General features: G+C 71.4%; 11 protein-coding genes. 8 read left to right on the top strand and 3 right to left on the bottom strand.

Features of this window, described 5'->3' with window-relative positions:
- Window positions 1–57 precede the first annotated feature (57 nt).
- From LN652_RS00415 to LN652_RS00400, 4 genes are all read left to right on the top strand, one after another.
- Window positions 58–1,101, top strand: coding sequence for a LacI family DNA-binding transcriptional regulator (locus LN652_RS00415; RefSeq protein WP_230442754.1), 1,044 nt, complete (start codon window positions 58–60; stop codon window positions 1,099–1,101).
- A gap of 15 nt (window positions 1,102–1,116) precedes the next feature.
- Entirely contained in the window at window positions 1,117–2,094 is a 978-nt protein-coding gene (locus LN652_RS00410; RefSeq protein ID WP_230442753.1) for a glycoside hydrolase family protein, read from the top strand.
- A gap of 4 nt (window positions 2,095–2,098) precedes the next feature.
- Window positions 2,099–3,439, top strand: a complete 1,341-nt coding sequence (locus LN652_RS00405) for a NosD domain-containing protein (protein WP_230442752.1) — start codon at window positions 2,099–2,101, stop codon at window positions 3,437–3,439.
- Between the two features lie 205 nt (window positions 3,440–3,644).
- Window positions 3,645–5,600, top strand: coding sequence for an alkaline phosphatase D family protein (locus LN652_RS00400; protein WP_230442751.1), 1,956 nt, complete (start codon window positions 3,645–3,647; stop codon window positions 5,598–5,600).
- Here the strand turns inward: LN652_RS00400 and LN652_RS00395 are convergent.
- Window positions 5,590–5,733 carry a hypothetical protein gene (locus tag LN652_RS00395; protein ID WP_230442750.1) on the bottom strand — a complete coding sequence of 48 codons (144 nt, stop codon included), beginning with the start codon at window positions 5,731–5,733 and terminating at the stop codon, window positions 5,590–5,592. The genes LN652_RS00400 and LN652_RS00395 overlap by 11 nt on opposite strands.
- Here LN652_RS00395 and LN652_RS00390 point away from each other — a divergent pair.
- The 4 genes from LN652_RS00390 to LN652_RS00375 all read left to right on the top strand — a co-directional run bounded on the left by LN652_RS00390 (window position 5,732) and on the right by LN652_RS00375 (window position 7,772).
- Window positions 5,732–5,905, top strand: a complete 174-nt coding sequence (locus LN652_RS00390; RefSeq protein WP_230442749.1) for a hypothetical protein — start codon at window positions 5,732–5,734, stop codon at window positions 5,903–5,905. The two genes, LN652_RS00395 and LN652_RS00390, sit on opposite strands and share 2 nt — an antisense overlap.
- 136 nt (window positions 5,906–6,041) lie before the next feature.
- A complete protein-coding gene (locus tag LN652_RS00385) occupies window positions 6,042–6,545 on the top strand; it encodes a hypothetical protein (protein WP_230442748.1) in 504 nt (167 codons plus the stop codon).
- Window positions 6,546–6,751: 206 nt separating this feature from the next.
- Window positions 6,752–6,898 (top strand): hypothetical protein, encoded by a 147-nt coding sequence (locus LN652_RS00380; RefSeq protein WP_230442747.1) that lies wholly within the window; start codon window positions 6,752–6,754, stop codon window positions 6,896–6,898.
- Between the two features lie 268 nt (window positions 6,899–7,166).
- A complete protein-coding gene (locus LN652_RS00375; protein ID WP_230442746.1) occupies window positions 7,167–7,772 on the top strand; it encodes a 4'-phosphopantetheinyl transferase family protein in 606 nt (201 codons plus the stop codon).
- 82 nt (window positions 7,773–7,854) lie between these two features.
- Here the strand turns inward: LN652_RS00375 and LN652_RS00370 are convergent, their stop codons facing one another.
- Window positions 7,855–9,162, bottom strand: a complete 1,308-nt coding sequence (locus tag LN652_RS00370; RefSeq protein ID WP_230442745.1) for a M1 family metallopeptidase — start codon at window positions 9,160–9,162, stop codon at window positions 7,855–7,857.
- On the bottom strand, window positions 9,162–13,061 hold the full coding sequence (locus LN652_RS00365) for a Pls/PosA family non-ribosomal peptide synthetase (RefSeq protein ID WP_230442744.1): 3,900 nt from the start codon (window positions 13,059–13,061) through the stop codon (window positions 9,162–9,164). Before LN652_RS00365 ends, LN652_RS00370 begins: the two co-directional genes overlap by 1 nt.
- Between the last annotated feature and the right edge of the window lie 107 nt (window positions 13,062–13,168).

The following is a 13,168-nucleotide window of genomic DNA, read 5'->3' as shown; positions in this document are numbered from 1 at the left end:
CCGCAGCACCCGGTGCCCGTACGCGGCCCGGTCCACCTCGTCGAAGGAGGTCCCAGCATGTCGGTGAGAGGTGTCGGCATCAAGGACGTCGCCGAGCGCGCGGGGGTGTCGGTCACGACCGTCTCGCACGTGCTCAACGACAACCCCCACGCCCGGGTGGCGCCCGAGACCCGCGCCCGTGTGCGGGACGCGGCCGCCGAGCTCGGCTACGGTCCCAACCGGATGGCGCAGGCGCTGCGCACCAACAGGTCCGGGCTGATCGGCCTGCTGAGCGAGGAGATCGCGACCACGCCCCACGCGGGCCGGATCATCCTCGGCGCGCAGGAGGCGGCCCGCGCCCACGACCTCACCCTCGTGATCATCAACGCCGAGCGCGGGCCCGACGACCTCGCGCACGCGGCCGACGTGCAGGTGCTGATCGAGCGCCAGGTCGACGCCGTGCTCTACGCGACGATGTACCACCGCCAGGTGCACGCGCCCCCGAACCTCGACCACGTGCCCGCGGTGCTCATCGACGCCACGGACCGGGCGGGGCGGTTGCCGGCCGTGGTGCCGGACGAGCGGGGCGGTGCGGTGGCCGCCGTCACCCACCTCGTCGACGCCGGCCACACCCGGATCGGGTTCATCAACAACGACGACGACGTGCCGGCGACCCACGAGCGGCTCGCCGGCTTCCGCGAGACCCTCGCGCGTCACGGCATCGCGGTCGACGACGACCTCGTCCTGCAGGCGCCCTCCGAGGTGCACACCGGCTACGAGCTGGCCCGCACCCTGCTGTCGCGTCCGGACCGTCCGACCGCCCTGTTCTGCTACAACGACCGGATGGCGATGGGTGCCTACCGCGCCGCCAACGAGCTGGGCCTCGAGGTCCCGCGCGACCTGTCGGTCGTCGGCTTCGACAACCAGGAGCTGATCGCCGCGAACCTCCACCCCGGCCTCACCACGGTCGCCCTCCCCCACTACGAGATGGGCGCCTGGGCCGTGGAGACCGTCGTGCGCCTGCTCGAGGACGGCGACGGCACCGACCACCGGCACGACCCCGTCCTGCTCGACTGCCCACTCATCGTCCGGGGATCCGTCGCGGCCCCGCCCCAGCCCTGAAAGGCACCACCACCGATGCTCCGACTGGCCTCCTCCTGGGTGTGGGACTTCTGGCTCGCCGACGACGGCGAGCAGCACCACCTCTTCTTCCTCAAGGCGTCGCGCGCGCTGATCGATCCGGACCGGCGGCACTGGCGCGCCACCGTCGGCCACGCGACGTCCACCGACCTGGTCACCTGGACCGAGCACGCCGACGCGCTGATCCCGGACGACTCCCCCGCGTTCGACGACCTCGCGACCTGGACCGGCTCGGTGGTCCGTGACGACGACGGCCGGTGGCGGATGTTCTACACCGCGGTCGACCGCGCCGGCGACGGCCTGGTGCAGCGGATCAGCTCGGTCGTCTCCGACGACCTGTTCACCTGGCACCGCGAGCCCGACCGCCAGGTGCTCGAGCCCGACCCCCGCTGGTACGAGACGGCCGCCACCCGGCAGTGGCCCGACCAGGCCTGGCGCGATCCGTGGGTGTTCCGGGACCACTCCGGCTGGCACATGCTCATCACCGCCCGCGCCGACAGCGGCGACCCGGACGATCGCGGCGTGGTCGGCCACGCGACGTCCCCCGACCTGCTGCGCTGGACGGTGCAGCCGCCCCTGTCGAGTCCGGGCGCCGGGTTCGGGCACGTCGAGGTGCTCCAGGTGGAGACGGTCGACGGCACCACGGTGGGCCTCTTCTCGTGCCTCGGCTCCGAGCTGTCGCAGCGACGGGGCGCGAGCGACCCCACCGGCGGCGTCTGGGCGTTCCCGGTCGACTCGCCGACCGGGCCCTACGACCTCACCGCGGCCTACCGGCTGACCGACGAGCAGCTCTACGTCGGCCGCCTGGTCCGCGACCGGTCCGGCGACTGGCGGCTGCTCGCCTTCCGCAACTCCGACGGGCAGGCCGGGTGGATCGGCGAGATCACCGACCCGATGCCGGTCCGCGTGGTCGACGGACGGCTCGAGGTCGCCCAGCCCGCGGCGGCGAGGCCCGCGGCGACGGTGGGGTCCTGAGGCGATGGTGAGCCCGAACCGCTACGACGTCACCGACTGGCCCGTCGGTGACGCCGCCGACGACATCGGCGAGGTCATCAACAGCATCATCGCCGACGTGCGTGCCCGCCAGGACCGCTCGGACGACGGAGGACGCGGCAAGCCCGGCGCCGTGATCCACATCCCGCCCGGTGACTACCGGCTGCGCACCCAGGTCCTGGTCGACCTGAGCTTCCTGCGGATCGAGGGGTCGGGCCACGGCTTCACCTCCTCCAGCATCCGCTTCAACGTGCCCGAGGACGAGTGGGACGACCTGCACGAGCTCTGGCCGGGCGGCAGCCGCGTCCTGGTCGACCTCGACGTGCCCGACGGGGCCGAGCCGTCCGCCGGCGCCGCGTTCCTGGTCGCCCGCGAGGGCTCGCCCCGGATCAGCTCCGTGGAGTTCGCCGGCTTCTGCATCGACGGGCTCCACTTCGAGGCCGACGGCTCAGGTCTCGACCCCGAGAACACCTACGCCAACGGCAAGACCGGCATCCATGTCGCCAGCGCGAACGACTCGTTCCGGGTCAACAGCATGGGCTTCGTCTACCTCGAGCACGCGCTCACGGTCCACCACGCCGACGCGCTGTCCGTCCACGACAACTTCGTCGCCGAGTGCGGCAGCTGCATCGAGCTGCGCGGGTGGGGGCAGGCCTCCAAGGTCACCGACAACCTCGTGGGCGCCGGCCCCCGCGGCCACTCGATCCTCGCCGAGAACCACGGCGGGCTGCTCGTCACCGCCAACAACGTCTTCCCGCGGGGCGCCAGCAGCGTGCACCTCACCGGCGTCTCCCGGTCCAGCGTCACGAACAACCGGCTGCACTCCTTCTACCCCGGCATGGTGGTCCTCGAGGACTGCTCCGAGGTCCTCGTCGCCACCAACCACCTGCTGCGCGACAGCGAGCCGTGGACCCCGTTCGTCGGCGTGGACAACGGCCTCGACGACGACCACGGCCTGCTGCGGGTCGGTGGGACCGGCAACTCGGTCATCGGCAACCACGTCTCCGAGGTGCTCGCGGCGGCGAGCGTACGTCCGCCCGGCACCACCCCGGTCGTCATCCGCCTCGTCGACGGCACCGGCCACCACGTCGCCAACAACCACGTGGTGGCCACGGACATCGACCCCGGGACCGGCGAGAGCGCCTTCGAGGCGCAGGTCGACGCCCTGCTCGGCGCACGGTCGTCCCGTCCGCTCGAGGTCGTCACCGTCCTCGTCGACCCCGCGTCCACCGCCAACACCGTCCTCGACTCGGGCCGGCGCGACCAGGTCGTGATCGACGCGACCGTCAACGCGTTCCGTCCGACACCCGGCATCGGCGAGGGGTAGCGGCTCGCCGGGAGGTCACCGGAACTGCTCAGCTCCGTCGTGACCTCCGGATCGGCATACCTCGTGCCGGCGAGCCGTCGCCCGTTCCCGGCCTGGACGTACGGACGTGCGTGCCGCAGGTCCTGCACCACGAGGACGGCGGTGTTCCGGCGGTGTTCACCCACCGACGGATGACAACACAGGCCGACGGTGGGACCGTCACATCATGACCGGCCTGCAGACGACCCCGTCGGGCTCTGCCCTGCGTCCGACTCGGCGCACCATGCTCCAGGCATCGGCCGCCGGCGTCGCGACGGCTGCCGCCGGCCCGTTGCGCGTCTTCGACGTCGCGGCCGCCGAGGCTCCGGCACACCGGGGAGCCTTCGGTTACGGCGTCGCGAGCGGCGATCCCACCGCGGATGCCGTGGTGATCTGGACCCGCGTCACGCCCCCGAGGCGCCGCCCGAACGAGCCGGTGGCGACCCCGGGCAGCGGGCTCGGGGCTCCCACCACGGTGCGGTGGGAGGTGGCCCTGGACCACCGCTTCACCCGTGTCGTGGCCCGCGGCGTCGTGCGCACGTCGCCCGAGAGCGACCACACGGTGAAGGTCGACGTCACCGGCCTGCGCCCCTACACGCGCTATTGGTACCGGTTCCGGGCCGCCGGGCAGACGAGTCCCGTCGGACGGACCCAGACCGCACCCGACGAGGCTGGCCGGACCCACGCGCTGCGCTTCGCACTGGTGTCGTGCAGCAACTACACGGGCGGCTACTTCACCACCTACCGAGCCCTCGGGAAGCGGGACGACCTCGACTTCGTGCTGCACGTGGGTGACTACATCTACGAGTACGGCAACGGCGCCGACCGCTACGGCCCCTCCGAGCTGGCCGGCACGCGTGACCACCAGCCCGCCGGCGAGACGGTGGCCCTGTCGGACTACCGGCTGCGGCACGCCCTCCACAAGGCCGACCCCGACCTGCAGCTGGTGCACTCCCGGCACCCGTTCATCACCATCTTCGACGACCACGAGGTCGCCAACAACGCGTGGGAGGACGGCGCGGAGAACCACCAGCCCACCGAAGGAGACTTCATGGCGCGGCGCCACGCCGCGTACCAGGCCTACCTCGAGTGGCTGCCGTTCCGCCTGCCCGACCAGGCCGTGGACCACGACGGCACCCGGTTCTTCAAGCGGTTCACCTTCGGCACCCTCGCCGACCTGTCCGTGCTCGAGACCCGGCAGAACCGCAGTCGCCAGATCGACGTCCCGAGCTTCACCACCACCGGCGGCGGCTTCATCCCGACCGGCTCCTCCCCCGCCGTCGACAGCGCGCTGGCCGATCCCGGGCGGCACCTGCCCGAGCCGGAGCAGCTCGCGTGGCTCCAGGACGGCCTCACCCGACCCACGAGCTGGCACCTGGTCGGCAACCAGGTGATCCTGGCGCCCATCCGCTTCCCGGGCGCCGTCCTCGGCGCACCCGCAGACCTGCTGCTGCTCAACTCCGACCAGTGGGACGGCTACCAGGCCGATCAGGCCGCGCTCCTCGCGCGGGCCGGTGACCAGCCCGCCGACGCCGGCGACCTCGTTGTGCTGACCGGCGACATCCACTCCTCGTGGGCGATCGACCTGCCGGCCACCCTCCCCGCACCGGGGACGGCAGCATTCGCCGGCACGCCGTACGACTCCGTGGGGGTCGAGCTCGTCTGCCCGTCCGTGACCAGTGACGGCTTCTACGAGATCGTGCGAGCGAGTCAGCCGGGTGCACCCGCAGAGGCCGTCGCCGCCCAGATCGACGGCCTTGCGCAGTTCCTCGGCGGCTACAACTCCTACCTGAAGTACCTCGACGGCGTCGGACACGGCTACGTGCTGGTCGACGTGACGCCAGAGCGCGTGCAGGCCGACTTCTTCCACACGCCACGGCCCACCAGTGTGCGGCCCGACCCTCGTCTCGACCGGACGGCGGAGCCGTCGTACGCCGTCAGCTGGCAGACCCTGGCCGGCTCGCGCCGCCTGTCGACCGCGACCTCGCCCATCACCCAGCGCTCCGACGAGCCGCGCGAGCACGGGCGGCGCCACGGGCAGGAGGGCTACCCCCACCGGGTGCGGCACGCAGACTTCCGCCCCACGCGACGCACGCCGGACTTCCCGTACGGTCCGGTCGACCTCCGTAGCCTCAAGGACTGACCGCGCGGCGTCGACGGCCGGTGAGGCCCCGCTGGCGCAGCTGGTGAGCCTGAGCGAGCAGGGCGACGAGGCAGTCCAGGCACAGCTGGTCGTGGCCGACGTCCGCGAACGTCCGGTCCGGGAAGTGCCACATGCCGGAAGTGTCGACGCCGCACATCGACGTCATCGAATGCGCAGGCACGGCGTGTGCCGGTGCACCAGGCTCGATCGTGGTGTCGACCGGGATCGAGCGCCCGGCCGCGTTGAGCAAGCTGACCGGCACGCGTCGCTTCTCGGGCGAGGCAACGAAGTACGCCACGCGTTGATCGTGCATCCTCGAGGTGAACAAGGGCTCAAGACCGTGCCGACAGCGAGCAACGGTGGTGAATCCCGGACGACGTGTCGTTGAACCTCGACTAGACACCCGTCGACTCGTTCATCTTGGCGTGCTTCCATCCCCCTGTGCTCAAAGACGGTGGTGACCTCCGCGGACAGCTCGCCGAAGTGATGGTGCGTGACGCACGCGCATATCTAGCGATGCTCGCCCACCCGGACCTGTACAACCATGAGGACTGCGCGAGCAGCGCACGCGAGACCTTCGCGGCGAGCCCGCCTCTGGCCCTGGCCGCGCTGGGAAGCGTCGGTGCCGATCGCTTCTGGCGACTCTCCGCCACCGACAAAGACGTGGCGCCCTCGTTTCCCCGTGACATCCTTCAGACCGTGCCGAGCAACGGGCGCCCTGACCTGCTGCTCGCGGCCATCGACCTCGTCGAGGCTCTGGCCCGCGGGTCGCGCGTAGGCAAGCTCGTCGACGAGCTGGTCGACGGCGGCGTGAAGTCCTTCGAGACCCTCGCAGCCGTCGTGCACGAGCTCGGATGGCTCGCAGCGCGAAGCGACCCAACGATCCGTACCGTGGTCGACCTCAACGTCATCGAGACGTCGACCGGACATCGGGCACAGCACTAGCCGCCAAGCGGAGGCCCCGTTCAGCGGCTCGTTGCCCGGTGCACGGCGTCCAGCGATGTGGTTCGCGCTCGCGTCAACGACCTCGTGATGAACATTGCCCGAGGTAGGTCCCGGCATCGTGCTAGCACCATCGACCATCTCGCGGTGTTCTACGAACAGCGCGACGCTGGACGGGTCATGAACACCACCCCCGGAAGGAACCGATCATGAACGTCCGCCGCGCTTTCGCCACCCTGGCAGCCGCCATCGTCCTCGTCGCCGCGCCCACCAGCGCCGCCTTCGCCGCCCACGGCGCCGACGACGGTCCGGGACACTGCCGCCACAGCTGTGACGACGGTCCTCGTCACCGCTGAAGCCCAGCGCCCGGGGAGCTGTCCCGGGAAGACCAGGGGTCCTGCTGATGATCACCAGCGGGACCCCTCACCATTTCCTCACCCGCGTGTCGGCCTCGTCCCCGTACTGTCCGGCGGCCACCCGATGGTCCGTCGCCAAGCGGCGGCGCGATTGCTCCGCGTCGGGGGCTGATGCTTGCACGCAGGCACCGCGGACGATCCGACGATCGAGCGCCTGTGCTCAGGAGCAGGTTCGGTCGCTCTCTGGCTCGTGCGGGAGACTGGAACCGTGACGTGGCTGTGGGTGGCGTGGGCGCGCTGCGACGACGCCCACGTGGCCGAGAGGCTGCTGCGGGACCTGGCGGTGCGGCGTTACGGCTCGACCGCGGCCGGCGTGGAGACGGTACGCATCTGCCCGCGGTGCGCGAGCTCCAGCCACGGCCGCCCGGTCCTTCGTGGTCTGAGCGGGCCCGAGCGACCTGGCGTGAGCGTCGCCCGAGCGCCGGGGGTGACGATGGTGGCCCTGGCCGCCAGCGTGTCGGTGGGGGTGGACGTGGAGTCGACCGACGCGTTCGCCACGCGGGAGGTCCGCGACGTGCTGCTGCATCCGCTCGAGCGTGCAGAGACCCACGGGGAGGTGGCACGTGCGTGGGTTCGGAAGGAAGCGGTGCTGAAGGCGTGTGGGGTGGGGTTGCAGGTGGATCCCGCGTCGGTGCGGTTGGACGACTCCTCAGGAGCTCCGGAGGTCGTGGAAACGCCAGCGGCACTCAGGCGGCCGGACTGGGTGGCCGACGTGGACCTCGCCATCGGCCTGACGGCCGCGATCGCGGGCAACGGATCCCGCCCATCGGACATCACGGTCTACTCGGCAGGTCCATCGGGCCTGCTCGACTGACTCCATCATCACCAGCACGTCCGGCCGGACGGGTCGCCAGCAGCAGAGTCGGAGGAGGTCGCGAATCAGCTGTCCGTCGGGGTCAGGACCTGTGTGGCAGGTCCGGGAGGGCGGTTCGGTCGAGCCACGCGTCGAAGAGCCCAGCCAGGTCGTGGCCGGTGGACAGCTCTGCGAACTCCACGAAGGCTGCGGTGTTGACCGTCCCGTGCGCGTGCTTGTCGGTCCAACCGCGCAGGAGGGCGAAGAACGCGTCATCGCCGACGGTCATACGGAGTGCGTGCAGCGTGAGGGCGCCGCGCTTGTAGATCCGGTCGTCGAACATCAGCTCCGGCCCGGGATCTGAGAGCACCACGTCCTGGTCGAGCCCACTGAGCCGCCGGTGGTGGTCCTGCGCCCGCTCGTGTGCGGTCGGCCCGCCGGACTCCTCCGACCAGATCCACTCGGCGTAGCAGGCGAATCCCTCGTGGAGCCAGATGTCTTTCCACTGCCCCAGGGTCAGACTGTTGCCGAACCACTGGTGGGACAGCTCGTGCGCCACCAGACGAACCGAGTCCCAGTCGGAGGTGAGGAAGTTCGCGCCGAAGGCGGAGAGCCCTTGCGCCTCGAGGGGGATCTCGAGGTCGTCGTCGGTGACGACGACCGTGTAGGAGCCGAACGGGTAGGGGCCGAACAGGCGGGAGAACGTGTCGATCATGGCCCGCTGGTCGCCGAACGCGTCGTCATAGGTGGCCACCAGGCGTGGGGGGACCACGGCGTGCATCGGCACGTCGGCGTCGGCGTCGTCGGTGCGTACCTGGTAGCGGCCGATGTGGACGCTCGCGAGGTACGTCGCCATGGGCTCGGTCTGCTCGTAGACCCACGTGACCGCGCTCGAGCCACGACGGCTGCTGGTCAGCCGGCCGTTGGCCACGACGTGGTAGCCGGCCGCAGCCGTGACGGTGATGCGGTAGCTGGCCTTGTTCGAGGGCCGGTCGTTGCACGGGAACCAGCTGGGCGCTCCGTGGGGTTGTCCGGCGACGATGACACCATCGGTGAGCTCCTCCCACCCGGCGGCGCCGAGGTGGCGGCTCTTCTCCTGGGTGGGATGGCCCGAGTAGCGCACGCGGACGGTGACGGACTCGCCCGGCCCGATGCTCTTCGCCAGCCGGACGGTCAGGGATCCGGTGCGGTCGCGATACTTCACCGCGCGTCCGTCGACGCTCACCTTCGACACGTCCAGGGCGTGCAGGTCGAGCCTCAGCTCGGAGGTCTCCTCGCGGATCGTGCACTCCAGCAGCGCGGTGCCGTCGAGACGGTTCCCCTCGAGGGAGTACCGCAGGTCGAGGTCGTAGTGCGTGACGTCGTACGTCGGATCACCGTGACCGGGGACGTAGGGGTCCACGTCGCCCATCAGGTGTCCGACAGGGATGCGTCGTCGAGCCAGGGGCCGATCGGGTTTCCCACCCACCGGGTCTTGTCAGGCACCAGCTCACCCCTCATCACCAACGACACCGGGCCCACCGTAGCGTCCCGGCCGATGGTGGCCGCGGGCAGGATGACGCTGTTCGGGCCGAGCGTCGAGCCCTTCCTGAGCACCACCCGGTCGATGCTCATGACCCGGTCGTGGAAGAGGTGGGTCTGCACCACGCAGCCGGCGTTCACGGTTGCCCCGTCGCGCAGCTCCACGAGGTCGGGCTCGGGGAGCCAGTAGCTCTCGCACCACACGCCCTGCCCGACGGTGGTGCCCAGGCTCCGCAGCCAGAGGTTCAGGGCGGGAGTGCCGGTGGCGGGCCGCGCGAACCACGGGGCGGCGACCAGCTCCACGAACGCGTCCGCGAGCTCGTTGCGCCACACGAACGAGCTCCACAGCGGCCGGTCGCCGGCGTGGATGCGACCGACGAGCAACCACTTGGCCACGGTCGTGGTGGCTGCCGCGACCAGTCCGGCGGTCATGAGGAGCGCGCCGGAGGCGACAGCCGCGACAGCGAGGTTCACTCGGCTGGTCAGCGTCACCAGCGCGACGGCCAGTCCCAGCCCGATCGCGGCAGCGATGACGACCGGAACGAGCCGGCACGCTTCCACTGCGGCCCGAGCGACCCGCAGCCCGGTGGAAGGGGCGTAGGTGCGGCTGGCGTCGATGTCGTCGGCCGTACGGCGCAGCCGCGTCGGCGGGCTGCCGAGCCACGACGTGCCGGCCTGCGCCTTCTTGCGTCGAGGTGCGGCAGACAGGACCGCGACCAGCGCGTGCTTGGGAACCTTGCGACCCGCTGCAGCCATCCCCGAGTTGCCGACGAACGCGCGTTTGCCGATCTTGACCTTCTCGACGCGCAGCCAGCCGCCGCCGAGCTCGTAGCTGCCGATGAGTGTGTCGTCGGCGAGGAACGCCTGGTCGTTGACGGTGGTGAGTCGCGGGATGAGGAGCACGGTCGAGGCCTCCACGTTGGTGCCGACCCGGGCTCCGAGTCGCCGCAGCCACCACGGTGTGAGGGTGCTGGCGTAGAGCGGGTAGAGCCAGGTGCGAGCCTCGTCGAGGACCCGCAGGGTGGCCCAGGCCTGCAGGGCCGGGCGGCTGTGCACGGGGTAGTGCCCGGGCTCGAGGCCCGCTCCGGCCATCCGCACCGCCGCCAGGACCAGGGCCGCCAGCGCCACCAGCGTGATGATCGCCGCGAGTGGCAGCACGAGCAGGGCCTTCGTGGTTGCCTGCTCCAGGGACGTGGCGCCGTCCACGGCTGGGACCAGGACCAGCAGACCGCAGGCCAGGGCCGCGAGCGGCAGGAGTGAGAGGGCGAGCGCGGTGGCTCCGTAGGCGACGGACCAGGAAGTCGTCCGCGCTGGTCGCGTCGACGACCAGGGGCCGCGGGCTTCCCTCACCCGCTCGGCCGGCGACCCGGACCAGAACTCTCCCGCAGGGACGGGGCCGTGGACGGCGGAGCCGGGCGCGACCTCGGCGTCGACGCCCACGCGCGCACCCGGTCCCAGCGTGCTGCGGGTCCCGACCCGAGCGCCGGCGTGGATCTCGACCGACCCGATGTGCAGGACGTCGCCGTCGAGCCAATGGCCCGTGAGGTCGACCTCCGGTTCGACCGAGCACCCGTCGCCCAGCCTGAGAAACCCGGTCACCGGCGGCACGGAGTGCAGGTCGACGTCGCGTCCCACCTGCGCGCCCAGCGCCCGGGCGTACAGCTGGATCAGAGGAGCCCCGGCCAGGTTCACCGCGCCGCACTCGTCGGCGAGCCTCTCGGCGAGCCAGACGCGGAGATGGATACGACCACCGCGCGGGTAGGTGCCCGGCCGCACCCCCCTCAACAGCAGCCTGACGCCCACGACGGTGGTGACCATCCGCCCGACAGGCGTGATCAGCAGCAACCAGCCGATGATGACCACGATCCACGGGACCGGCTCGACGTACGTGATGTCCAGGACCTCGACGGCCAGGTTCATGCCCGCGGCGGTCCAGGTGAGCCACCGGAGCCCGGTGATGGTGCGCAGCGGGAGCGTGAACGCGAGCTGCCCGAGCTGGGTCTTGGTCGGGGTCGGGCGCACCGGCCGGTTGGTGGGCGCCGCCTGGGACACCATGACGTCCAGCGCTCCGGCCAGCCCGGACAGGGTCGGATGCTCGTAGACGTCGGCGACGGTGGTCTCGGGGTATCGGGTGCGCAGTCGGGACACGATCTGGGCGGCGGTCAGGCTGCTGCCGCCGAGGTCGAAGAAGTCGTCGTCGCCGGCCCCGACAGACGCGCCGATGACGTCCCTCCACAAGGCGGCGATCCATGTCTCGGTCTCGGTGAGGTCCCCTTGCCTGGAGGACGCGGACTCCTCTGGCAGCGGCCACGGCAGTGCGTCGCGGTCCACCTTGCCGGAGGTCTTCGTGGGCAGGGACTCCACGGTCGCCAGACGCGGGACGAGCGCCGCGGGCAGCGACTCACGCAGCCCCGCCAATGCGGTCGGGGCGTCGAACGTGGCGTCGACCTGGACGTAGCCGACCAGGAGAGCGTTGCCGGCCTTCGTCTTGCGCACGGCGGCTGCCGCACCGCGCACGCCGGGGAGGCGGAGCAGCGCACTGTCCACCTCACCGAGCTCGATCCGGCGGCCGCCGAGCTTGACCTGGTCGTCGGCGCGGCCCTCGAACACGAGCCCGTGTCCGTCGTCGCGCACCAGGTCGCCGCTGCGGTAGGCGCGTGTCCAGCCCAGCGTCGGCATCGGCGCGTACTTCTCGGCGTCCTTGTCCGCATCGAGGTAGCGGGCCAGACCGACGCCTCCGATGATCAGCTCACCCACACTCCCCTGCGGCACCGGACGGCCCGTAGGGTCGACAACTGCGAGGTCCCAGCCGTCGAGCGGCAACCCGATCCGCACGGGGCCGTCCGGACCCAGTCGGGCAGCGCACGAGACCACGGTCGCCTCGGTCGGCCCGTAGGTGTTCCACACCTCCCGACCGTCGTGCGCCAACCTGGCGCCGATCTCGGGCGGGCAGGCCTCCCCACCGAGGATCAGCAGTCGCACGCCGGCCAGGGACTCGGTGGGCCACAACGTCACCAGCGTCGGGACGGTCGACACCACCGTGATGTCGTTGGCGACCAGCCACGGGCCGACGTCCACGCCGCTGCGCACCAGCGAACGCGGCGCCGGGACCAGGCAGGCGCCGTGCGCCCACGCCAACCACATCTCCTCGCACGACGCGTCGAAGGCGACCGACAGGCCGGCCATCACCCGGTCGCGTGGGTCGATGGGATCGTCGCGGAGGAACAGTCGTGACTCGGCATCCACGAACGCGGCCGCGCACCGGTGAGACACCGCAACGCCCTTGGGAGTGCCGGTGGAGCCGGAGGTGAAGATCACCCACGCGTCGTCGTCCGGATCGGGTGCCTCGTCGCTTCGGGCGGGCCCGGCCGGGCGGCGCAGTGCGATGGCGAGCTCGTTGCCGATCACCGCGGCCACCCCGGCCTCTGCGAACACCAGGCGGGCACGGTCGTCCGGGTCTTCGGCGTCCACCGGGACGTACGCCGATCCGGCGAGCAGCACGCCCACGATGGCGACGTACAGGTCGGGGGTGCCGGACTTGAGGCGGATCCCCACCCGGTCACCACGACCCACACCCCGCGCGTTGAGCTCCTCGGCCACCGCAAGCGCGGCGTCCGCGAACTCCTCGTAGGTCAGCTGCTCTGCTCCGTTGTCGAGCGCCCGGGCATCCGGGTCGGCCTCCACCGTGGCCCGGAAGATGTCGACCAGCGTCCGCGGCGGAGCGGCCTCACCGGCCCGCAGGAGACGCATGTCGGTCGTCGACGGGTCGCACGAGGCTGGAGATGGCACGCGCGGAGTGTGGTCCAGCCAGGTGAACAGGAGGTGGCATCGCACGCGTCGCAAGCGACGTGGTCGGTCGTTCACCTCGGTGACGCTCGTCGGTCATGGCGGCTCCC

The organism is Nocardioides okcheonensis (assembly GCF_020991065.1).
Taxonomy (GTDB): Bacteria; Actinomycetota; Actinomycetes; order Propionibacteriales; family Nocardioidaceae; genus Nocardioides; species Nocardioides okcheonensis.
The sequence above is the reverse complement of the archived record's forward strand: the minus strand, read 5'-3'. Positions and strand labels throughout refer to the sequence as shown.